Source organism: Loigolactobacillus backii (assembly GCF_003946275.1).
Lineage (GTDB): Bacteria > Bacillota > Bacilli > Lactobacillales > Lactobacillaceae > Loigolactobacillus > Loigolactobacillus backii.
In genome coordinates, this window is sequence record NZ_RHNQ01000041.1 from 1 (window position 1) to 23415 (window position 23415).

Consider the following 23415-nt stretch of genomic DNA (forward strand, 5'->3'; position numbering starts at 1 on the left):
GAGCTTGCGTTTATTTTTTTGCCAAAAAAGCCAATAACCACACGCCTTTGGCGTGATTATTAGCTTTCAAGTTTCAGTTACTAAAAATTCCGGCGCCCCTAATCCATCAAACACCATTATTGTGCCCGCAATTTTTTGCATCTTTATTCCCTCTTACTTTATTACTAGATTTTTTAGTGCATCTGTAATCCAACCTGATAAATTTGCCGCAATTGGCGTAAATCCAATTTTATCATCGCGACTTGTCCAATAATGCTTACGTCGAAATTTAGAGGAAACTTCTGCGTGCTTTTCTAGTGTTCGCATTGATAAACTTATTTTTTGAGTGAATTCGTCAATATCTAAGACTTGAACCTGAACTTTGTCACCAACCTTTAGAAGCGATTTAATATCCTTAACGTAGCCATGCTGGCATTCGGAAATGTGAATTAGTCCCTGAACCTTGTCATCCAAAGCAATAAAAGCACCATAGGGTTGAATTCCGGTCACACAACCAGTAACGACATCCCCAATTTTATAAGTCATTCTAATCACCCCTTTTCGTCTCATTCAAGGTTATATTATAACGAAGCCAATTTATCGGTGCAACTACTGGCCTTAAAAGTATTACTAGCAGATAGATCAATTTTTATTAAATTTTCAAACTAAAAATTAATACCTGCTAGTCACTCATGGAATTTAAAGTCCTTATAACCTTTCCGTAAATAAGATTCGCTATTCAAACACTGCAAAATAATGAGGCCCAGTTACTAACTTCAATTAATTCTAAATTACTGGCCGGAAAACTCAGAAAATCCAACAATTATTACTACTGGAGATTGCGAATATAGATTTTTCACACTAGTAATTGTTTAAGTGTATTAACTAGCTACATTGAGAACCTGAATTTCTGCACCACATAATCATCTACTGACACGAATGAACGAATTGTTAATTTAGAATCAAAATCCCATCAGCCTAAATTAATCCGCAAAAAATCTTTTTACTGCCCAGCTCGTTGAAAGAAATTTCTACATTCGACCGATCATTAACTAACAATTGAAGATACAATTATTGGAACACTTAATCCAATAAGGGAGAGTTGTGAAATAATTCTATGCACATAATTTGAATGGCCAAATAAAAAAGACGGTAAAGAATGGACCAAAAATCGGTTTTGGGTTTCTGGATTAGACGCAGTTAGGCACGTGAACCCAGATCTTTGGCGCTCGTTCTAGAGAAACAATAAAAGGCTCGGACCCTTGTCCCAGCCTCTACCGTTCTTATTTTTTACAACCAGTATTTAAATCCGGAAAAAGTACGTTCGGTCCTTTTCTAAAAACAGATAGCGCTTACTTTCTAATATACGCACACACCAATCAGAAAAAGTTGACCTATTTGTACTGCAATGTACTAATTTAATTAAATTACCAATACAATAACGGAAAAATACTCAGCTACTACTCGAAAAATACGGGAAAATTATTTTGACCAGTATTTCTAATTTAGGCTAACTTACTCAAAAAGAACGGTCACTTAACTCACCAGCACTATTAACAAATATTGTTTCGTTGCTCATTCTAAATAGATAACGTCCCAAGTAACAACGACCATTGTGATTATTGCAAACAATCAATCATAGTTACAGCGTAATAATTGAATAGCTAATGTGCCAAACATTGAGAAGATTACTGTCCCCGACCGCAATTCGGATCCTGCCGTATCCTACCAATTGTCAGCGGCAGTAGAAACAAGCGTGGTCTTCCATTTGCAACAGCATTTTTTCACTTTTCTAAATATTCCCTAGACTTCCTCAATTTTGACACTTGTCATAACAACATCCTCATTGGGCTTATCTTGGGCATCACTGGCAACCTGACTGATCTTTTTAACAATTGGCATGCCAGAAATCACTTGACCAAAAACCGTGTGGTGAAAATCAAGCCATGGTGTACCGCCTTGCTTATACACCGCAATCACTTCTTCTGGATAATTAGCGGCTTGCATTTGTTGGATCATTTGTGCTGGTACATTTTCGTTGGACACAATAAAGAACTGACTGCCATTTGTGTTGGGACCGGCATTGGCCATGGACAACGCACCATTAAGGTTGAAAAGCTCTTGCGTAAATTCATCCGCAAAGGGTCCACCAAATGAGCTTTCACCACCAGTACCTGTTCCAGTTGGATCCCCACCTTGAATCATAAAATCTGGAATCACTCGGTGAAAAATAATGCCATCGTAATAGCCTTGATTAGCCAAAGTTACAAAATTTTCAACGGTCTTAGGTGCTTGTTCTGGAAATAATTGAACCGTAATTACCCCTAAAGTTGTTGTAATTACTGCTTTAGGTCCTTGCGCATTTTCTAAATCTAATTGTGGATAAGTCATTATTTTCCCCCTGTTTTATCTTTAAAACGATTAATTAACTCACATTATCATACCAGAATCTAATGAAAATACTAGCCTTTGTCCTGAAACCAGGTTGCGTTTAGAAATTACTCTCATTGATGCCTTCTGACCAATTTGGCTAAACGTGCTTGAAAAAGCGCTTTTTTCTTAGTCCAGCTTGACACACTAACCGTCCAAACACACTAAAAGTCCCCGTAATAATTTTTAAATGCTAAATAGAATCTAAACACTTTTTTACACAGCCTGCATTTTTAATCCCTGAAACAATCTACCCAGGTTAATCAATTTATGCTAGAGTTATCATTATTAATGATATTAGTTTAAATGGAGGAAAAATACATGAGCGAAACGGAACACATTTATGATCTAACAGTTATCGGTGGTGGCCCAGTTGGCATGTTTACGGCCTTTTACGCGGGTATGCGGGAACTCGATACTCAACTAATTGAGAGCCTGCCTGAACTTGGTGGTCAGGTAACAACACTTTATCCTGAAAAAATTATTCGTGACGTTGCTGGCTTCCCCCAAATCCAAGGTAAAAATTTAGTAACCGAACTAAACAAGCAACTTGTTCAATTTGACGACTTTAAGCCAACAATTCGCTGCGGCGAAGAAGTAACCGCGATCGATAAATATGAAGGTGGCTTTACAATTACAACTGCCAAGGGCCAAACAAAATCGCGCAGTGTCATCGTTGCTATTGGTGGCGGTTCATTTGCACCGCGTAAACTTGCAATTGACTATGACCAAACACTGGAGGATCAAAAAATCTTCTATTTTGTTCATAATGTAGCCGACTTCGCTGGTAAAACAGTGGCAATTGCTGGTGGTGGTGATTCAGCAATTGATTGGGCCTTAACTTTAGAAAAGACGGCCAAACAGGTTTATTTAATTCACCGCCGTGATCGATTCCGCGGCTTGGAATCAAGTGTTAAACGTTTGGAGAACTCGTCCGTTAAAATTGTGACACCTTACCTGATTGATGCCATTAATGAAACAAACAGCGGTTTAAGCCTTGATTTAAAAAAAGCAAAAGCAGACGATCATCTTAATCTAGAAGTCGATGACCTACTAGTTAACTACGGTTTTACGGCCGATAATCACGTCTTACGCGACTGGGGATTGCCATTAGAACACCGTGCACTTAAAGTTGATACAAACCTCGAAACTGAGGTTCCTGGGATTTACGGTGTTGGTGATAGCGTCACGTATCCTGGCAAAGTTAAGTTAATCGCCTCTGGTTTTGGTGAGGCACCTACAGCCGTTAACCACATTTCGGTAGCACTTTATCCAGAACGTCGGCAGCCACTTCATAGCACTTCAATTGCTTAAGTATCACTAAAAGGAAGTTATCAAATCAATGACACCAAATCAAGAAAAATTACACGACATTGCCGTTGCTGATTTGCACAAACGGGGCGTCGAAGTTAGTGACATTGCAAAATTAGTACTGTTTTTACAAAAGGACTACATTAAAGACTTACAAGAGGCCGAGTGCGAAAACAGCGTTGAGGTTGTTTTACGTAAGCGTGAAGTTCAAAATGTTATTATCACGGGGATTCAACTTGATGTTTTAACTGAAAAACACCAGCTTGATGAACCACTTCAAAGTATTTTAACCGAAGATGAAGGCTTGTATGGTATTGACGAGATTATGGCGTTAGGAATTGTTAACGTGTATGGTACAATCGGTTTTACCAATTATGGGTATATTGATAAAGTGAAACCTGGAATTCTCGCCATCCTGAACGCACATGAACCCGGTAAAATCCATACTTTTTTAGATGATATCGTAGGTGCCATTGCGGCCGCGGCCGCCAGTCGACTTGCCCACGCACATCCTGAAGAAGAGGACGATATCTATTAAAAATTAATCCGTTAAAAAACGTAACTGTCCACAGATGACAAGATTGAAAATTTACGCTTATTTTTAATTGTAATCGGGCTGAAAAACACAAAGGGCGAGGGCTAAAAATTGATTTTGAGTTTAACGCGTAACTACAGTTAGGCACGCGAACCCAGACTTTTGGCGCTCGTTCTAGAGTAATATTCGAAAACAAAAAACGGCTAGGACTTTTGTCCCGGCCACTTTTTTTGAATTTTCTTTGGCCAATTATTAGAATTAGCTTAAACTAATAATTAAAACTAGCTAAATCAACCAAATTTCAGTATACTCAAACAAATAAGAAAACCAACTAAAGGAGACGTCTATGCCCCAATTAATTGATTTTGTACTAAATATTGATACCCACCTGGTCACTTTGGTCAACAGTTTTGGTAATTGGTCCTACTTGATACTCTTTTTACTTATCTTTATTGAAACAGGTGTCGTTGTTCTACCTTTCTTACCGGGTGATTCACTGCTTTTTGCGGCCAGTGCTTTAGCGGCAAATTCTGCCTATCATTTAAACATCTGGTTACTATTTGCAACTTTCTTTACCGCTACCGTCCTCGGGGATACACTTAATTATGAGATTGGTCGCTTATTAGGGACTAAGGCGGCCAATTATCGCTGGTTTAATCGTTTCATTGATAAACAAAAAATGGCCCAGGCCGAACAATTCTTCAACCGGCATGGTGGTAAGGCCATTGCCATTGCACGTTTTATGCCAATTGTCCGAACCTTTATTCCTTTCATTTCTGGCGGTAGCCATATGAATTACCGAAAATTTAGCCATTACAATGTGCTTGGTGGTTTTTTATGGGTGACGGTTTGTTTAATGGCCGGCCATTTCTTTGGCAATATGCCTTTTGTTCAGGAACACTTTTCAATTGTAGTCGTTGGCATTGTAGCAATTTCATTAATTCCAGTTTTAATCACACTTTTACGCCGGCGCCACGCAACTGACCTCGACACTGACTAAATAACCATGAACATTTCAGCGATCTTTCGTTAAAAATTGGTAACTGCCACTCATCAGGTTCACTGTTAAAACAGTTCTAAAACACCTATTTGCAAACTATTTAAAACTAAAAAAGGAACTACGACATTTTTTTGTCATAGTCCCTTTTTTAGTTTCAAATGTTTTATGTGGTAAAGAACACTTTTTAGTCTGCTCCGTACCAGACCACCATAATTGTTTTTACCATTTTTCTTTGATTACCTTAAATGCTGTTCCCGCGACTGCAAAAAGTTTTCCAGTGCCGCTGTCATATCAATGTCGTTAGCATCAGCCAGAACACTCAACCACCAAATTGATTCCGCAATTTTATAATCCAGCGAAAACTCTGATTGTGCTGCGGGCCAACTACCTTGCTGTGCCATAACCAGACGTCCAACAAGCCCGGCGTCAGTAAGAAACGCCAAGGCATCTTGTTCAGTCGTCCACGGCCGCCCATCTTGCTTGATTTCTAATTCATGATAAGCTGTACGAATTTTACGGGCACGGGTGGTGAGTTCATTAATTTCCATATGGGAACCTCGCTTGTTTAAATTTATGGATCAATTTTAAGGTATACTAACGCAAAACATCAGTTTAACTACCTTGATCTCAATCAGTTAGTTAAATCAAAGTTAAACAACCATAGTACGTTATTGGATTAGCTTACGTTACGCAGTGAACCCAAAGCTGACTTTTGTCCCGCTCCCCAATCAATCAATTATTTAATTTTCAATCTAACTTTAAAAGCCTATTTTACCTGGACTCTTTTTTAACGCCCTTTTTCCAACCAAAACACCAATCAGCAAAAATACTTCTAGCAAAATAATAGCTAATATAAAGCAGTGCATAAAAAAGCCTTCTGGTAAAACCAAAATAATTGGGTCCGTATTGGGATCAAATAACCAATCACTATTCCGAAAAAGTAATTTATGAAAATCAGTAAAAAAAGTCTGAAAGTTCATTGCCAGTAAAAATAGAACGACAAACGGAATGCCCATCATAAATTGAAATGGTCGAATCAATTGCCATAATTGGCGTTTACGGTGTAAAAAGCGTAAAAACAACCAACTAGTAACGCTAGTCACCAGAAAAACCGCATAGTCAATAAATACCAAATGACGGACATCCGTGAAGTGTAACGTTCCAGCAAAAGAACTTTCGAAATCCGTCATGTGCAGATTATGAACCCACGGTAACGTGACGTAACTCAGCATCTGATGGTAATTCTTCATCAGTGTTGCCGTGGTCATGGGGACACCCTTTAAGATTTCAAAATAATGGATATCAAATCGGTAAAGCCAAGTTGAAGCAAAAGTCAGAATAATGGTCAAACTTAATAACCACAAAAATAGACCTAGCCAATTTAGAAGACGTCCGGCGCGCCAAAGCATTAAACGTCCCATTCGTCTAAACTTTGAATTTCGTGCGTTGGTTTCACAATAACCTTTTCAATATCGGCAGGTTTCGAATAGCCAGTATAGACCAACAGTGTATCCACACCAGTATTAATTCCTGCTAAAATATCTGTATTATAGTTATCCCCTACCATCACGGCCTCTTCCTTCCGCAAACCAAACTGTTTTAATGCTGCCTCTAACATAATTGGCTGTGGTTTTCCAACGTAGGTTGCCGTTTGCTGGGTGGACCGCTCAACCAAGGCAATCACAGACCCCGCACCGGGAACTAGCCCGCGTTCATTGGGCAGATTTGTATCCGCGTTGGTGCCAATAAATTTGGCTCCCTTTTGGATTGCCAAAGTTGCCTTTTCAAATTTTCGGTACGTAACATCCCAATCCAAACCAACAACAACGTAATCTGGATTAAGATCATCAAACTGAAAACCCTGATTTAAAATAGCTTGTTTTAATCCGAGTTCACCAATTGCGTAGACCCGGTTGCCAAGGTTTAACGAGCGAATATAAGCAGCAGTTGCCAAACCAGCAGTAAAGACATTTTCGGGCTTAATCTGCATATCGTAATTCTTCGTTAAATTAGCAGCAACAACTTCAGGCGTTTGCGTTGTATTATTCGTTAACACTAAAAAAGGAATATTTTGTGCCTGTAAACGAGCAATAAACCGGGAAGCGGCAGGGATTTTCTCCTTGCCGCGATAAAGTGTCCCATCGAGATCAATAAAATAGGCCTTGTACTTCTTTTGCATCTGCTAATTTTCTCCTGTCTTTCGCTTACTTTTTTCACGAATCGTAAAGTGCCGTTTACGTGGCGACTTTTCAGCCTTGGCACCTTTTTTAATTGGCTTAACGCTAACCTTGCGCTCATTAATTTGCGCTTTTCGTGGCCGTCGTGATCGCTTTCGCCGGGGTGCTGTCGGTTGCTTTGGCGGATTAACTTGATGGAGGACAAAATAAGCACAACCAAAATTACAGTACTCAAATAAGTAATCCTCTAAAGTTGTAATTAATTGATCGCGCCGCGCACGGCGATTAGTCGGACTGTAAAAGCCCTTAAGCCGCAGTTGTTCATAACCCCAGTCGCCAACGACATAATCGTATTTGGTTAAAATATCACTAAAACGTTCACCTAATTTTTCTTTATCGAAACCATCATGGTAATTGGTCACTAACTCATAGGGGTGCCCGTCAATTGTCATCATAGTATCTGTTTCCATTAAAACACGGTCCAGTTTAACCTCATCCGGATCGCTACTGGCAATTTGCGAAATTTCGGTAGCCAAATCAATCCCGGTACTTTTTTCTTCGGTTGCCTTATCTGGTGTAGCACTCTTCGTCGTACTCATTTTTCTTCCTCCTTTCCATTTTTGAGATAACTTGCAACGGCGTTACGTAATACACCTGGGAACAGGACTTCGCTGTCACCAACAATACTTATCGTTGGAAAGAATTGAAAGTAAAGATAGGTGTCCATTCCAGCTAAGGTATACGTGGCCTCTGGATCAAGTGGTTTTCCTAGCCAATAGACCGTTCGACTTAACGAATTTACCGTGATTCCCTTATACACCATATCGCCGAAAACTTTACCGCGAAACCCTAGGCCGTGTAACTGATAATGTTGTAAAAATTGACGATTCTTTTCGATTTCCATAATCAGGCGCCAGACGTCAGTTCCACGTAAAGTAACCCGCAGTAAATGCATCGCGTGCGGTAATACAGTGTGTAGATCATCCGCAGTTACCGGACCCGCAGCAAAATCACCTAGAAACACCCCTGTGTTAAGTAATGCAACCTCCGTCTTGGCCGCTCTAGCAACTGCCGCTAAACTTACGTCCATTAAAGTCGAATGCCCGATTGGCTTACTCGTCAAGGCATGGGGTAATTGGGTAATAACATGGCTGGCCAACTGTTCATGCCCAGCAGTTAAATAACCCGAAATTTCGACCTCATCGTCCACCTCGCTAGGTAATTCCGTTGTCGTCACCACACTAGCAACGCTTTGTTGAACTTGGTGCTCCTTATTAAGGGTTAGTTGTACGTGACCAACGTGATCGCCAAAACGTCCAGCGGCAGCCACCATTGTCTTTCCAATTAACAGTCCTGTTGGCAATAAATGGTGCGTGTGCCCACCCATAATAACGTCAAATTCAGGATACTTGGCCGCAATTCGCTTGTCCATCGTTATACCAAGGTGAGATAGCAAAACTAAGACATCATATTTACCTGCTAAAGCGGCAAGTATTTTAGGCATTGCATTCTGAATTAATTCTGGATCCCAACCATTAGGTCGATAAGTTGAAATGTAAGGCGCCGTCATTCCGACAAACGCAACGCGGGTCCCTTCGTTTGTAACCTTAATTAAATATGGCTGAGCCCACTTTGGTTGTTGTTGCGTCTTTTTATCTTTTAAGTTTGCCAAAACTACGGGAAAATTAGCCTTTTGGTAAAGTTGTTCTAACTGGCGCTTAGAATTGCCTATTCCCTCGTTGTTACCAATTGTAACTGCGTCATAACCAATCTGATTTAGTAATTGTGTATTAATTTGGCCGTTGGTTGCCTCAGTCAACGGGTGCATTCGGTCCATTGCATCGCCAATATCTACTGTATAAACAGTATCACCTTTTGCACGAAAACCGTCCTGTTGCTGCTTTAAATAACGCCGAATACGTGGCCAGGTCTCAAAATGCGAATGCATGTCATTCGTGTGAAAAAAATCAATGATCTCAGCCATAAGGAACCTTCTTTCCTTTACTATATTTTACCTTAAAGATAAAATCAGTGAACGTCAAGTCGGCCTAAGTAACTGCCATCAAACCCTAATTAACCGACTGACCATAACGCTCTAAAACACCGCGCACTGGATTCACTTGATCAGCCTGCAGCAATGGTAATAGCTGCGGAAATAAACTGTACTCCAGATAAGCCGTTGACATCTGTTGTTTCCGGTATTTGTGCAACGCCAAAAGTAATAAGTTATTGACTGTCTCTCGTTCAGTCGGTAGTGATGCCGCTAATATAAAATTACGAAAATCTGCTAATGATTTATTATGTTCCTCCATAATTGATACTCCTTTAATTGCCCCTTAATTAGGCTTTAATTGTACCGAAGGAAACATTAAAAATCAATGTGTAATTTAATCAATATCTAATCATATTTGTTGAAAGGTTTATTTTTAATCAAGTAAGCTTTTTTCCCAGCATACATCGCAAATAATTCTGCTTCCGAAAAAGGAGTCCCAAACGGTGGTGGATCTTTCAAAAAGACAGTCTCTGGTGTATCAATACCAACGTTAATGTCTTCAGCAATCGGAACACTTGAATGGTGAATATGACCATGTAAATTCATCGTCTGCTTTACAATTCCCATCATCATCGGGTAATGAGTCATAAAGAACTGAAAGTGGTTCATCTTAATTAAGACACCTACATCATGAAATCTGAATTTAGGCTTATCCGGAAAAACGTCCCAATTATGCTTGGCCAAAAACTTAAATAAGTCCCGATTATCATGATTTCCCTTGATAAAAATAATTTGACCGTTCAATTGTTTTAGAATTTCAAACACTTCATCGTTTCCCGGATAATTGCTGGGGTGCATGGCAATATCGCCTAAATGATAAACAACATCCTTATCACTGACTCGCGCATTCCAAGCGTCAATAATTGCCTGATTCATCGCAGCAACATTTTTAAATGGCCGCGGTGCAAAATCATTATTTCCCAACAGTTGTTCATGAAAGAAATGTGTATCCGCCGTAAAATATTGCACCTTTACCACTTCCTCAATCATTAAAAAAAGTTCAATTTAATTATTTTAACACTAGTTCAATAGCCGATTTTTGCAAACCCGTTTACACTGGAATGGTCAAAAAAATGCTACAAAAGTAATTTTTAAACACAAGCAAGCTTTAAAACACGCTCTAGTTTACACCGAAATTAATTCAAATACAGACGTTTAGCTTACTTTAGTCATTTTAGGGGACGGTTTAAAATGACTCAGGTACTCTTGGCTCTTAGCCTCATCAAATTCATGCTCTGATTTAGCAACTATCATCGCAGCCAAGGAATTACCAACAACATTAACAGCCGTTCTTCCCATATCGACCAAGCGATCAATCCCGGCAATAAAGGCAAGACCTTCCGCAGGCACACCAATCGTTGAGATTGTCGCTAATAAGACAACAAAAGACGCACCAGGAACACCGGCCATACCCTTAGATGTGATCATAAGTACCACTAAAAGTGTGATCTGTTGACCTATACTCAAGTGAATATGGTAAGCCTGCGCCAAAAATAAAGCGGCTAAGGATTGGTAAATCGCGGAACCATCAAGGTTAAATGTATACCCAGTTGGTACAACAAAGCCGACAATTCCTTGACTGACACCGTATTTTTGCATTTTCTCAATAATCTTTGGCAAGGCCGCCTCTGAGCTGGCTGTAGAAAATGCCAGTATAACCTCATCCTTGATTACCCGTAATAAATCAAAAATATTAATGTGCCATAGTCTTCCGACAAGCCCCATCACCACCACAACGAAAATAATCATTGTGGCGTAGGCAATTAATAAAAATAACGCCAATGGCTTCAAAGCGCTGAGCCCAAACTGGGCAATTGTGACGCCGATCAAAGCAAAGACACCAATTGGCGCTAACTGCATAATCCAATTAGTCATTTTGAACATCACTTCAGAAACAGCATCAAAAAAGTCAATCAATAGTGTTCCCTTTTTGCCAATTGCAGCAATTCCTAGGCCGAACATTACAGTGAAGAAGATTACTGGTATCATGTCACCTTTTCCTAGTGCCTGAAAAAAATTGGTAGGTACAATATTCATAAAGATCGTACCTAAACCTTGATGTCCAGCTGACCTGGCCGCTGTAGTATATTGGCTGATGGAGACCTTACTCAGGGTATTAATATTGATTGAATCTCCTGGTTTGGTTAAGTTACCAACCACTAAACCTAACGCAATCGCAATAGTTGTCATTAACTCAAAATAGATGATAGTCTTCCCGCCAACACGACCAAGCTTCTTGATGTCACCCATTTTTGCAATACCAACGACTAAACAAGAGATAACAATTGGTAAAACAATCATTTTAATCAAGTTAATAAAGATAGTCCCAATTGGTTGCAAAATGGCCACTGCAATTTTGTTCTGGTAAAAAATTGCACCAACAATTAGACCTAAAATAAGGCCAATTAAAATTCGCCAACCTAAGTTTAAGCGCAGCAAATGATACTTTTTCAACATCGTCCCTCCAGACAAGTTAAAATCAGCTAAATAAAATTAGAATTAAGGCGAATAAATCAGGCCTCGGCTTAGCCAATTCTCATTTAAATCAACAAGTCCTATTTTAGCATAATTTCTAACACTAATTTAGTTGACGCCAGTATTTATTTGAATTAGTAAGTGGCGCAAAAATCACTTAAGCATTCAAGTCATCTGGTCGCAAAATGCTGGCAAGTCACCTTAACGAATAGCACAAAAAAGAGCACACGCGCTAGCGTATGCTCTAAAGACTGTCCAGGTTGGGTTCGAACCAACGACCTACGGTTTAACAGACCGGTATTCTACCGCTGAACTACTGGACAATAAATATAACTTGTATATTATTTATACCATAACCATAAGTGAATTGTAAAGTTTTTTTCAAAAGTTTTACGTAATACTATGATTATACTACTCTGTTGAATAAATAACCTTATCAATAAAGTTATTTAACTGTCCAGGTTGGGTTCGAACCAACGACCTACGGTTTAACAGACCGGTATTCTACCGCTGAACTACTGGACAATTATGAGCTTCTCTAAAAACTCAACATATTATTTATACCATATTAGCCATATTCTTGTAAACCATTTTTTAATAAAAAACCATTTTTCTTTCATTTTATTATTAAAAACGTTCTGCCAAAATTATAATTTGGCTACACTCCAGATATTCACGCAAGCTCAGAATCCTCTAATTAACCTATCACTCAGAACTTTTTTCATCACCGAACCAGTAGCATTGTATCTTAAAAGCAGTGTTTTATTCTTACCACATTTTAAACCAGCAAATTGACCTTGTTAATTCTGACGCCAATTACTTTAGTCCAAATACCAGTAGAATCTGTAATAATCCGCAATTGCAAAATAAAATCTGGATGCCTTTTCAAATACTGCCACAACTAAGGCTCTGAATTCAATCACCCATTAAAACGTTCACTAGCCAACATGGTTCTCACTGATAACTGTTTGGTAAGCCGCCTTGCTAGTCTCATCATTAGGTAACCACGGTATCCATTTAGTAAATTTTTCGGGTGGTATTGTGAAATTTTCATTTACGTACTGCTCGTAAGTTGCTAATGCCGTTGAGTGTGGAATGTTTAGCTGAATAATTCGTACTTCTTTGATATAACCCCGAATAGCCGCCAATTCGGCACGTCCGTTCATAGTCATATTGGAGATATCAAGGTACGTACTACCATCATTTTGCATAATCTCTTGTATCAAATCTAAGTTGATTACCTGACCCATTAAAATCATCTCCTGTCGTTCTATTATACGGGTTTCTACTTTATTAGGCAAAAAAAGAACCACTGTCTGCGGAACAGTGGTTGGCATAAGAGAGAAAGAGAATTGATTTAAAGGTAATGATGAAATACCTTACGAATAAACATTAGCATATATTGTAAACGCTGTCAATTAATTTTAGAAAACTAAAAAAGAGCTACGCAAAAACTGCGGGCCCTTTTTTAGAAGTTTGATGTAAAGGCTGAGGAAGTTATCCTTTACATCAGTATCATACTCAAACAGGTTATGTTAGAGGAAGATAAATAAATGGTTACTATAATATAACACAAATAATTAGATAATTCTAGCTATTTTATAATATTAATGCCATTTAAAAATTACTAAAATCTCATAATTCTTGTTTAGTAGCATCATCTAATAAAACAAGGTCGCCTTCATTTGAATTAAGTGCCTGTTGCAAGGTAAACGTTTGACTGAATTCAAAATCACGTAAAGCAAGTAGTGACTTTCTTGAACTCGTAAAATTTTTTAGACTAGTTTGGCCCTGAAGCGTTGCCCTTAAATATTTACTCCGGTATTCAATCATATACTGTTGCTCACTTACTTTACTGGTATCCGCCGTCGCACCAAATCCCAGCGTAGTCGGCTGATTTAATTTTTTATTACTAATAAAAAATAACAAGGTTGCCGCCTGTGTCTGATCATCCTTTTGAATGATTTCCCTTAAATCAGCGAGTTGATTCAATGAAATTCTCATACTAAGCGCTTCTTTTCATATTTAAAATTTAAATTCAGCTAAACGTTTTAAGTGCCGCAATAATCAAGGCACTAAATTTTTCCCGGTTAATCTTCAATAAAACATCGGTGTTTTCTGGTTTATTGGTCAAATGATAATAATCAACTAACGTTTCACCACGGGTTAAATCGCCCTTAGTCTCAACATCAACGTTGCGGTACACACTTTCAAACATTGTCGGATCGATTAACCACACAATTGTACACGGATCATGAACGGGTGTTCCTTCAAAGCCCCACTTTGGCTGGCTATAATAAATACGGTAGAAATCCAATAACCCAGTGATGGCCTGTGCAACTGGATTATTAATTTGCCGCATCGTCTCAATGTCTTTCTGTAAAATTTGTGCCTGATGAGTAACATTTAGGCCGGCCATTGTTAATGGTACGCCCGAATTTATTACTAGCTTTGCAGCCTCAGGATCAACAAACATGTTGAATTCTACTGTGGGAGTCCAATTACCCATGCCCATGGCCCCACCCATAAAAACAATCCGTTTAATTTTTGATTTTAATTCCGGGTGAACGGCCAAGAATAACGCAGCGTTGGTCATCGGCCCAGTTACGACTAATGTCACTGGGCCATCACTTTGGCGTAACGTTTGCGCAATTAATTCCACAGCTGGCAGTGGCTGCGGTGCAAAATCTGGCTCTGGTAAAGTTGCGCCATCGAGGCCGGTCTTTCCGTGAACATCATCCGCAATTTGGAGATCTTGCAGTAGCGGCGTTTGATTACCGGCGGCCACGGGAACCTGCTGTTGTTTCATTAACGTCAATAAACGTAAAACGTTATTCAAAGTTTTGGCCGGTGTCTGATTACCAGCGGATGATGTAACTGCCAATAGGTCAATCTTGGGTGAAGCAACGGCCAACATTAACGCAATGGCATCATCATGGCCAGGATCACAATCTAGAATAATCTTGGTTGGCATGCCTAATGCTCCTTTGTTTGTTGGTAAGTAACTCTTTCTGGCGCTTCAAGTACCTTTGGCCCATCGCCATAGCCGACAATAACTGTGTTAACAACATTTAAAAACAAACCGTGTTCAACAACCCCAACTTGCCGGTTTAAATAATCAGCTAACCCAAAAGGATCATCAATTGTACCTAATTTTAAATCAATTATATAATTTTTAGAATCAGTTTGGACTAAATCACCATTAGCCTGCTTTCGAAAATTCGGGTTTAACTGCTTAGCGGCTAGTCGTTTATAAAGCTGCTGACTACCATAAGGAATAACTTCTAGCGGTAGTGGAAAACTACCCAATTTAGCAGCCATTTTAGATTCATCAACAATCCAAATATTACGTTTGGAATTAATAGCTACAATTTTTTCAAATAAATGGGCCGCACCACCACCCTTAATACCCTGAAAATTTTTGTCAATTTGATCGGCACCGTCAATTGTCAAATCAATGTGATCAACTTCATCAACATTTTTAATTGGAATATTGAGTTGTCGTCCTTGGGCCGCTGTTCGATCCGAGGTTGGAACGCCAATAATTTTCAGTCCTTCTTCTGCAACTCTCTTGCCTAAAGCATCCACCATAAATTTAACGGTACTTCCAGTCCCAAGTCCAACAACCATACCATCTTCAACGTACGTTGCGGCCTTTTCGCCAACCATTTTTTTTAGTTCATCTTGTGTCAATTTTATCGCTCCTAAATTTAATAATTAATGTTGTGCAAATAACCAGGTCAAACGCTGCATGAAACGTTGTAAGAAACGTTCTGCAGCAACATTTACTGCGACTTTTACGTTGGTGGGCTCATTCAATCGATCTACATCCCCCACCGTCCGGGCCGCAAATGGTGCTTCGGTTTCAACCTTCATGTTTAAATCAATTGTTTGAACCAAATCTGGATCCAACGCTACACCAACTGCTAATGGATCATGTAGTGCGCAGCCATTTAAATTAGCACTCAATCGTGCGTAGGCAGCAATGTAATAGTCAACAATGTCGGCAAAGGCTTGCCCAGATTTAGTTCCTAATGAACGCCATAATTTAGTCTCTTTGCGTGTTAATAGTGTCCTCAAGGTGACATCCAAGCCAACCATTGTTAAACTAGCTGAACTGCGTAAAACAGCGTCTGCGGCGGCCGGATCTTGATTAATATTTGCCTCACCTACTTCGGTAACATTCCCCGGAACGGTTAAGGCACCGCCCATAAACGTAACACTGCCAACTAGCGCGGTTAATTCAGGTGCCTTGGCAATTGCCGCCGCTAAATTTGTCATTGGTCCAGTCGGAATAATTGTTAAATCGGTCCCGTAGGTTTTTGCCGAGCGAATCATAAAATCAACGGCCGATTCGTTTTCTGGCTGGCGTTGCGACTTTTCCAACGCTACTTCACCAATCCCGTTAACCCCATGAATAGCTTGGGAAACCGCCATAACATCAAAATGATTACTAGTAGATGGATGTGGTAGTCCTAAGTAAACTGGCACATTGGATTGGCCCAATAAATCTAAAATACGTAAACTATTGGCCGCCGCTTGCTTAGTCACAACATTGCCATACGTACTCGTAACGCCAATTAAGTCGGCTTCCTCACTGGCAACTGCGTAGGCAATAGCTAACGCATCATCAATCCCAGTATCCAAATCTAAAATAAGCTTCTTTTTTGCCATTTTATTCCCCCATTTCATCTAAAAACGAACTTCCAGCAAAAGCATAGCATAGCTAGTAAGCCTTTTCAATTTCGGCATAATAACTTAAAAAGTGACTAAAAAATAGGGAACACAATTCAACTCATTTTGAAGTTGAACTTGTTCTCTATAATAATATACCTAGAAAGTATTTAAAAATAAATTTACCCGTGCTTTTATCGACTAATCCCAAATTCAGGTGTGCCCAAAATAAAAATCACCAAACGAAAACACCAACAATTGCTGATGATAGTAGAGAAACCAAGATTCCTGACAATAATAAGTAGCCCACGTTTGATGAAATTAAGTCATTCTTTTCCTTATTAACAATTCCTTTAAAGGCACCAATGACCATTCCAATGGTAGAAAAATTAGCAAATGACGTCAAAAAGACCGTTAGCATTGCTCTAAAGTGGGGCTGAAATTGATTAATAACTGGGGATACTTTTCCCATGACAACGAACTCATTGGTCACAAGTTTAGTCCCCATATACTGCGCAAATTTAAAGGCATCTTGCACATTTAATCCGGTTAACCAGGCAAACGGGAACATTACAATTCCTAGGATATGTTCTAAGGTTAGCCACGGATTAACTAATTTAAGTAATTTATCAATTAAGGCCGCCAAGGCAACAAAAGCGATTACGTTAGCAGCAATAATGAGGACCAACCGACCAGCACCTAGAATAGAATCGCCTAAGAAAGAGAAAAAAGGTTCCCGTTTTTTGGGTGTGCTCGCTGGTACTTCACTTCCAACTTCCGCTGGCACCTCGGCCGCACTCCCAGTCATTTTAGCGATCGTATCTTCTTCGGGTGTCACTTTTACTGGATTTAATAAACTAGTTATAATAATGGCATTAATAATATTAATCGGGACTGCCGTTAGAATAAATTGACCCGGCATCATTTTGGTGTAGGCGCCTAGAATTGAGGCAGTCACACAACTCATGGACATCATAGCCAAAGTCAAATCACGCTGGCCCTTCATTTGCTTTAACTGCAAACTAGAAACGGCCAAAGCTTCAGTATTACCCAAAAACATCATTTCAACAGCAAAAAAAGATTCAAATTTTGGTTGACCCGTAATCTTAGCTAAGCCACGGCCAATCCATTTAATAATAAACGGCAAAACGCCGATATAGGTTAAAATATCAAATAACGGTACAATCATCAGGATTGGTAACAAGGCACTCGTTACAAAATCCATATTTTTCATATGAACCCAGCTGGGAAGTGCAAATGCAATTCCGGTGTAGGCAACATCGACTAGCCAGTTAAAGCCATCCGCAGCTCCTTTAACGATTGCCGTTCCAACTGAAAAACTAGTTAAGAACCAGGCCAACACAAGATTAATAACTAACATAATAATGATTGAGCGCCAATTGATCTGTTTCTTATTTTTAGAAAATAAAAAGGCAACACACAAAAAAACAAAAATCCCAATAATATTGACGATTAAATAGAACAATCCTTTACCCTTCTTTCAATGATTTAACGGGCCCGCTTAAATCATCCACCTCCAAAGCCGACCAAGATTAGCGATAAACAATATTCCTAGTATACAAGATATTTTTGGGGGAACCAACAACTCATTTTGAAGTTTTAATTAAGCCGCACCGTGAAGCTTACAAACTGGCTAAAATCGGCTATACTAGAAGCTAATAAGAATTTCATTTTAGATAGGAATGAGTGACTTTCGTTGTGTTAAAAAAATTAAGTTGGCGCGTTCTTGGCATCATTAGTCTATTGTGTTGCCAATTAGTCTTAAGTGGCTTCACGGTTGTTGCTCACCGCGGTGACCCATTAGCCGCCCCTGAAGAAACTTTTCAGAGTTTTGATGATGGCTTTGCTGCCGGTGCAAGTTACTGCGAACTTGATTTACGAGAAAGTTCCGACGGTGTCTTAGTCGTTTCACACGATAGTAATCTAAAGCGGGTTACCGGTCAAAATATGGCCATCTCCAAAACACCTTTTAATGAAATTCAGCAGGCTCATGAAACAAACGGTGAACCAATTCATTCATTACAGCAGCTTTTCGAACATTACGCCAACCAACCAGAAACTAAATTTATCCTAGAAACAAAAAAAAATAAACAAAAACCAATTGATATGGAGGCCAAATTAGCGGCTTTAATTAACCAGTACCACATGCAAGATCGCGTCATTATTCATTCGTTTTCTGCGGATAGTTTGCAAAAAATGAGCGTCCTGCTTCCAAATGTTCCGCGGTTACTACTTGCCAATGACCTAACGGATATTTCAATGGCCGATTTACAATTTGTGACTGGTGTTAGTCTCGAGGATACTGTGGTGACGCCAGACATTATCAAACAAATACACCATTTAAACAAAAAAATCTACGTTTGGAGCGAAATGACGGAACCGGCCAGCGTAATTCCAGCAATTACCCTTAACAACGTAGATGGTGTTGTAACCAATTATCCAGCAACTGTTGCTGACTACGCACAGGCAAAAAAAGGCAGTCACCAACATGTTGTCAATAAAACTGCCACTGTCACAACGACTTATTCTGCAGCCACCTGGACTAATCCTTACGTTCACCAGCAAGCAAGTAACTCGGTGACAGTCGGTGAACCACTTCAAATTAGTACCATCGTTACTAAGGCAGGTTATTCCCAGGCCGAATTAACTGATGGTCGGTGGGTAAATGCCGTAAATTTGAATTTTGGTGCTAATTACCAATTAGCACGTCCTTACCTCGGTTTAAACGTCCAATTAAAACCAAACCAGTACCGCCCACGATTGTGGAATAATCCGTTAGCACCAACGACGAGTCAACGATTATTCGGTGGTAGTGGTAAAATCACTGCCGTTAAAGTAGTTAAGCATAAGCTTTGGTTTCAAATTAACCAACAAGGTTGGCTACAAAGTAACCAAGTTTTAGTCAATTTAACCAATCAATCTGCCCCACAACGGGCCGACTACTTTAATCTACCGGCAGCTAAGCGCCTAACATCAATTGACTTACTTCAGTCGCCCGCTCTAAATCAGGCGACCAGACCAACCGTTAGTAACGGCTATTTTACTAGGATTCTAAATGAATTTAATCGCCACCACATTTAAATTATTAAGGAGTTTAACTATGAAAATTCGTCACGTTCGTTCCACTGATCTACCGGCATTATTAGATATCGAACACGCTGGCTTTAGTCCTGCTAAGGCCGCAACTAAGGCAGCCTTTGAAAATCGAATTGCCACTATTAGTGACACCTTTTTTGTTGCCGAAGTCCAATCCCAAGTTGTGGGTTTTATTAACGGTCCAGTTATTGATCAACCTTACATTAGTGATGATTTATTTGACCAAACGCAGCCGAATCCGACAATTGGTGGTTACCAAAGTGTCTTAGGCCTGGCCGTTGCGCCTAGTTTTCGCCAACAAGGAATCGCTCGAGCGCTCTTAAAGGCCCTGGAAAAGGATGCTTCAGCACATGGGCGCCAAACAATCACCTTAACCTGCGAAGAACGCTTAATTACTTTTTACGAGACGGCCGGTTTTACTAATGCCGGTGTTGCAACTTCAACCCATGGCCAAGTCACTTGGTATAATATGGTTAAACCCCTAGGAGGATCACTGTAATGGTCGATAAACCACTACCGCAAGGACACCTTGTTGTTCCTGCCGATGATGTTTTAGAAAAAATGACAACCCTCTTTAAAGTCTTCGGTGACCAGACGCGCGTTCGAATTCTGTACACTTTATTTGAAGAAGAACTACCTGTTTCTGCCATTGTGGCCCTGCTGGCAAAATCGCAGTCTTCAATTTCGCACCAGCTGCATATTTTGAAACAGGCCGGCCTTGTTAAAAATCGTCGGGAAGGTAAAATCATTTTCTACTCTTTGGCCGATAAACATGTCATTACTATTTTTGGTCAGATGATTCAGCACGTAACGGAAAAATGAAAAAGGCGCTGCAACAAGGAATAATGACCTGTTACAGCGCTTTTTCATTTTTAGTTAACCGGTAAAAAAACCGTTTTACCCCTTTAATCAGGCTTCACGTCTAGATCGCGTTTGAAAAAGTACGCTTTTGTGTTTGCCATGTTGTAACCTGACAAACTTTACCTTGCTAGTTCTTGTGGTGACCGAGACAAATTAAATCACAAAATAGAACCTAGACGCTTTTTCAACACTTCCTAATCCTCTGCCGCCCATTCTGCCTTAAAATCTGTCAAAAAATTAAGCATTCGTGTTTGGCGTTTTAACGCAATTTTCTTTGCCGCAGCTGTGTTCAACTGATCTTGAAGCCGTAATAGCTTTTCATAAAAATGATTAATAACTGTACTTTCGCCACTTTTATAATCACTAGCCGCTAACTTAGTTCGAGGAGCCAATTGCGGATCGTACATTTTTTCACCAAAATGGCCACCAAAATAAAATGTCCGGGCAATGCCAATCGCGCCAATCGCATCCAACCGATCAGCATCCTGCACAATTCGGCCGGCAATTGATAACTGTTGTTTCTGATCAATATTTTTCCGGTAAGACATATGATCAATAATTTGCCATAGTTCGGCCTGTTCCTTTGCGTTAATAGCAATTTTATCCAAAAATTGTTGGAGTGCCTGGCGTGCTTCTGAAACACTAGTAAATAATTTATCATCCACTACGTCATGTAAAGTTGCGGCCATCAAGGCAAGATAATCCGGTACCTCTTCATCCTGACATAAACGGCGAGTTAACCGCACCACACGTTCAATGTGATCACTGCTATGACCAGTGGTGTCTTGATCTAATACTTGGTGCATATACTTAGTTGCTTGGGTTAACTTTTGAATCTGCTCATCTGTCATGTCAACATTCCTCATCTGCTTTTATTAATTGACTGTGGCACTTCTATTTTAAAAAATATCCCGCTGCCACTAGTAAAAGGCGCCCAATTACATATTCTCCGTAAAATATATTTTTAATTTTTTGATCGGACTTCCTAAATAATCCTACCGCAATTCTAATCCAAGGTACATTTTAATTGGCAGTTTAGGTAATTCAGGCTATACTGAATTAATCTTTTTAGAAAGCAGGTGGCACAATGCCAATTAACTGGAACGAAGAAGTAGCAAAACGGCAAACAGATTTACTACAAGACTTAAGTGACATCGTTGCAATCAATAGTGCTCGCGATGATACACAGGCAACTGAAATGGCACCTTTAGGACCTGGCCCGCGGGATGCCTTACTAAAAATACTGACTATTGCCAAGCGTGACAACTTCAAAACAAAAAATATCGCTAACGTTGCTGGTCGAATTGAATACGGCACAGGTAAAGAAATTCTAGGAATTTTCGGTCATATGGACGTTGTTCCCGCTGGTGATGGCTGGCAAAGCGATCCCTTTAAACTAACTAATAAAGATGGTCGTTTATACGGTCGCGGGACCAGTGATGATAAGGGCCCTTCCCTAGCCGCCTATTACGCTCTAAAAATTATTCGGGACCTTAAGTTGCCATTAACCAAACAAGTTCATTTTATTTTTGGAACGGATGAAGAATCTGGTTGGTACGGTCTAAATCGTTATCAGGAAACAGAAAAAATGCCTGATTTTGGTTTTTCACCTGACGCCGAATTTCCAATTATTAATGGCGAAAAAGGAATTACAAATTTTGAATTAACTTTTGCACCTAACCGTGAAATAAAATCGGCCGCTTTAACTTTAACCAGCTTTACCAGTGGCCTCCGAACAAATATGGTTCCCCAATCGGCCACCGCAGTGATTTCTGGAGCCCCCGCAACTTTAAAGGCTGCCTTTGAAACCTATTTGGCTGCTAATCCGATTAGCGGCAATTATCAACAAACTGGTGAACAAGTAACACTCACCCTCGATGGTAAAGTTGCCCACTCGCAAGAACCCAAAGATGGCATTAATGCCGCTACTTACCTGGCCAATTTTTTGGCCAACTATGATTTCGATGCTAACGGCAAACAATATTTGCAAACAATCGCTCACTATTTTCATAATGATTCCCGGGGTAAGTTACTTAAAATTGCTTACACTGACGATGTCATGGGTGATTTAACGGCTAGTCCTGATCTTTTTACCTACGTAACTAACCAACCGGCAACAATCACGCTTAACGTTCGTTATCCTAAAGGAACGGATGTCACTACCATTATTGCCGCCTTAACCAAAACGCTGGGCCCTAACGTTAAAATTGAACAATTAAGCCACGCAATGACACCGCACTACGTTCCTGCTAACGATCCGCTAGTCCAAACACTACTAAAAGTTTACGAAAAACAAACTGGTGAAAAGGGACATGAACAGATCGTTGGTGGTGGCACTTACGGTCGGCTACTCAAACGTGGCGTTGCCTTTGGTGCCTTATTCCCTAATCGTGAGAATGTCATGCACCAACCTAATGAATATATGCCCCTGGCTGACCTTTTACGGACAACTGCCATCTACGCCGAGGCCATTTACGAGCTGGCAAAGTAAGACTACTTCCCATTTTTTTGATATGAGTTGTGGCCGTTTTTTTCGAAAGTTACGACCTAAACCAACCTGAAAAATTGGCCTTTCTAAATACACCTAGGTTGCCTTGATGGATTCAAAACTAACCAAAAAAAGCTTACTACAAAAATTAATTTTTTGTAGTAAGCTTTTTTAAATGTTAACGAGAAATAACAACAACCAAAATCATATCGGTATCAATGCTATCATCATTTTTAATGGCTCTATACTTTTTCCTGTTGATAGTTTACAAATGGTAAACTATTAACAGGATTTTTGTGCAGAAAAAGAGCTCAC

General features: G+C 39.7%; 24 protein-coding genes and 2 tRNA genes. 7 read left to right on the top strand and 19 right to left on the bottom strand.

Annotated elements, in window-relative coordinates:
* Nucleotides 1–153: 153 nt before the first annotated feature.
* Nucleotides 154–525: a CvfD/Ygs/GSP13 family RNA-binding post-transcriptional regulator gene (locus EKM61_RS08005; protein WP_068223539.1), complete on the bottom strand. Its 372-nt coding sequence runs from the start codon at nt 523–525 to the stop codon at nt 154–156.
* Nucleotides 526–1782: 1257 nt separating this feature from the next.
* Entirely contained in the window at nt 1783–2370 is a 588-nt protein-coding gene (locus EKM61_RS08010) for a peptidylprolyl isomerase (protein WP_068223537.1), read from the bottom strand.
* A 360-nt stretch (nt 2371–2730) separates the two neighbouring features.
* On the opposite strand from EKM61_RS08010, the gene EKM61_RS08015 reads away from it, so the two are divergent.
* From EKM61_RS08015 to EKM61_RS08025, 3 genes are all read left to right on the top strand, one after another.
* Nucleotides 2731–3723, top strand: a complete 993-nt coding sequence (locus tag EKM61_RS08015; RefSeq protein WP_068223534.1) for an NAD(P)/FAD-dependent oxidoreductase — start codon at nt 2731–2733, stop codon at nt 3721–3723.
* Between the two features lie 28 nt (nt 3724–3751).
* Entirely contained in the window at nt 3752–4258 is a 507-nt protein-coding gene (locus EKM61_RS08020; RefSeq protein ID WP_068376996.1) for a phosphatidylglycerophosphatase A family protein, read from the top strand.
* A 343-nt stretch (nt 4259–4601) separates the two neighbouring features.
* The gene (locus tag EKM61_RS08025) at nt 4602–5255 is read left to right on the top strand and encodes a VTT domain-containing protein (RefSeq protein WP_068223528.1); all 654 of its coding nucleotides are present in this window, start codon (nt 4602–4604) and stop codon (nt 5253–5255) included.
* Nucleotides 5256–5491: 236 nt separating this feature from the next.
* Here EKM61_RS08025 and EKM61_RS08030 read toward each other — a convergent pair whose 3' ends face one another.
* The 16 genes from EKM61_RS08030 to EKM61_RS08105 all read right to left on the bottom strand — a co-directional run bounded on the left by EKM61_RS08030 (nt 5492) and on the right by EKM61_RS08105 (nt 18120).
* Nucleotides 5492–5803, bottom strand: a complete 312-nt coding sequence (locus EKM61_RS08030; protein WP_068223523.1) for a MazG-like protein — start codon at nt 5801–5803, stop codon at nt 5492–5494.
* Nucleotides 5804–6013: 210 nt separating this feature from the next.
* Nucleotides 6014–6664 carry a TIGR01906 family membrane protein gene (locus EKM61_RS08035; protein ID WP_225359766.1) on the bottom strand — a complete coding sequence of 217 codons (651 nt, stop codon included), beginning with the start codon at nt 6662–6664 and terminating at the stop codon, nt 6014–6016.
* Nucleotides 6664–7434: a TIGR01457 family HAD-type hydrolase gene (locus tag EKM61_RS08040; RefSeq protein WP_068223517.1), complete on the bottom strand. Its 771-nt coding sequence runs from the start codon at nt 7432–7434 to the stop codon at nt 6664–6666. Before EKM61_RS08040 ends, EKM61_RS08035 begins: the two co-directional genes overlap by 1 nt.
* Before the next feature lie 3 nt (nt 7435–7437).
* Nucleotides 7438–8031: a YutD family protein gene (locus tag EKM61_RS08045; protein ID WP_068223514.1), complete on the bottom strand. Its 594-nt coding sequence runs from the start codon at nt 8029–8031 to the stop codon at nt 7438–7440.
* Nucleotides 8028–9416: a bifunctional metallophosphatase/5'-nucleotidase gene (locus EKM61_RS08050; RefSeq protein WP_068223511.1), complete on the bottom strand. Its 1389-nt coding sequence runs from the start codon at nt 9414–9416 to the stop codon at nt 8028–8030. Before EKM61_RS08050 ends, EKM61_RS08045 begins: the two co-directional genes overlap by 4 nt.
* An 85-nt stretch (nt 9417–9501) precedes the next feature.
* Nucleotides 9502–9744 (bottom strand): hypothetical protein, encoded by a 243-nt coding sequence (locus EKM61_RS08055; RefSeq protein WP_068223508.1) that lies wholly within the window; start codon nt 9742–9744, stop codon nt 9502–9504.
* Nucleotides 9745–9830: 86 nt separating this feature from the next.
* A complete protein-coding gene (locus tag EKM61_RS08060; RefSeq protein WP_068223506.1) occupies nt 9831–10454 on the bottom strand; it encodes a metallophosphoesterase in 624 nt (207 codons plus the stop codon).
* A 186-nt stretch (nt 10455–10640) separates the two neighbouring features.
* Complete coding sequence (locus EKM61_RS08065; protein WP_178378339.1) at nt 10641–11942, bottom strand: dicarboxylate/amino acid:cation symporter; 1302 nt, start codon at nt 11940–11942, stop codon at nt 10641–10643.
* A 269-nt stretch (nt 11943–12211) separates the two neighbouring features.
* Nucleotides 12212–12283: transfer RNA gene (locus tag EKM61_RS08070), tRNA-Asn, on the bottom strand.
* Nucleotides 12284–12413: 130 nt separating this feature from the next.
* Nucleotides 12414–12485, bottom strand: a tRNA-Asn gene (locus tag EKM61_RS08075).
* A 413-nt stretch (nt 12486–12898) separates the two neighbouring features.
* The gene (locus EKM61_RS08080; protein WP_082918488.1) at nt 12899–13210 is read right to left on the bottom strand and encodes a hypothetical protein; all 312 of its coding nucleotides are present in this window, start codon (nt 13208–13210) and stop codon (nt 12899–12901) included.
* 385 nt (nt 13211–13595) lie between these two features.
* Nucleotides 13596–13964: a hypothetical protein gene (locus EKM61_RS08085; protein WP_068223498.1), complete on the bottom strand. Its 369-nt coding sequence runs from the start codon at nt 13962–13964 to the stop codon at nt 13596–13598.
* Between the two features lie 34 nt (nt 13965–13998).
* A complete protein-coding gene (gene rihA, locus EKM61_RS08090) occupies nt 13999–14934 on the bottom strand; it encodes a pyrimidine-specific ribonucleoside hydrolase RihA (RefSeq protein WP_068223495.1) in 936 nt (311 codons plus the stop codon).
* Nucleotides 14935–14936: 2 nt separating this feature from the next.
* Nucleotides 14937–15653: a ribose-5-phosphate isomerase RpiA gene (gene rpiA / locus EKM61_RS08095; protein WP_068223492.1), complete on the bottom strand. Its 717-nt coding sequence runs from the start codon at nt 15651–15653 to the stop codon at nt 14937–14939.
* 24 nt (nt 15654–15677) lie between these two features.
* Complete coding sequence (locus EKM61_RS08100; RefSeq protein ID WP_068223489.1) at nt 15678–16634, bottom strand: nucleoside hydrolase; 957 nt, start codon at nt 16632–16634, stop codon at nt 15678–15680.
* Between the two features lie 235 nt (nt 16635–16869).
* Nucleotides 16870–18120 (bottom strand): NupC/NupG family nucleoside CNT transporter, encoded by a 1251-nt coding sequence (locus EKM61_RS08105; protein WP_068223486.1) that lies wholly within the window; start codon nt 18118–18120, stop codon nt 16870–16872.
* A 233-nt stretch (nt 18121–18353) separates the two neighbouring features.
* Between EKM61_RS08105 and EKM61_RS08110 the strand changes: the two genes are divergently transcribed.
* From EKM61_RS08110 to EKM61_RS08120, 3 genes are read left to right on the top strand one after another with little or no spacing between them, the layout of a single operon-like run.
* On the top strand, nt 18354–19736 hold the full coding sequence (locus EKM61_RS08110) for a glycerophosphodiester phosphodiesterase (protein ID WP_068280862.1): 1383 nt from the start codon (nt 18354–18356) through the stop codon (nt 19734–19736).
* A 19-nt stretch (nt 19737–19755) separates the two neighbouring features.
* Nucleotides 19756–20250 (top strand): GNAT family N-acetyltransferase, encoded by a 495-nt coding sequence (locus EKM61_RS08115; protein WP_068223480.1) that lies wholly within the window; start codon nt 19756–19758, stop codon nt 20248–20250.
* Nucleotides 20250–20573, top strand: a complete 324-nt coding sequence (locus tag EKM61_RS08120; RefSeq protein WP_068223477.1) for an ArsR/SmtB family transcription factor — start codon at nt 20250–20252, stop codon at nt 20571–20573. The genes EKM61_RS08115 and EKM61_RS08120 overlap by 1 nt, the downstream gene beginning before the upstream one ends.
* A gap of 233 nt (nt 20574–20806) precedes the next feature.
* Here EKM61_RS08120 and EKM61_RS08125 read toward each other — a convergent pair whose 3' ends face one another.
* Nucleotides 20807–21463 carry an HD domain-containing protein gene (locus tag EKM61_RS08125; protein WP_068223475.1) on the bottom strand — a complete coding sequence of 219 codons (657 nt, stop codon included), beginning with the start codon at nt 21461–21463 and terminating at the stop codon, nt 20807–20809.
* Between the two features lie 236 nt (nt 21464–21699).
* Here EKM61_RS08125 and pepV point away from each other — a divergent pair, with 236 nt between their 5' ends.
* Nucleotides 21700–23103 carry a dipeptidase PepV gene (pepV, locus tag EKM61_RS08130; protein WP_068223470.1) on the top strand — a complete coding sequence of 468 codons (1404 nt, stop codon included), beginning with the start codon at nt 21700–21702 and terminating at the stop codon, nt 23101–23103.
* The last annotated feature ends 312 nt before the right edge of the window (nt 23104–23415 follow it).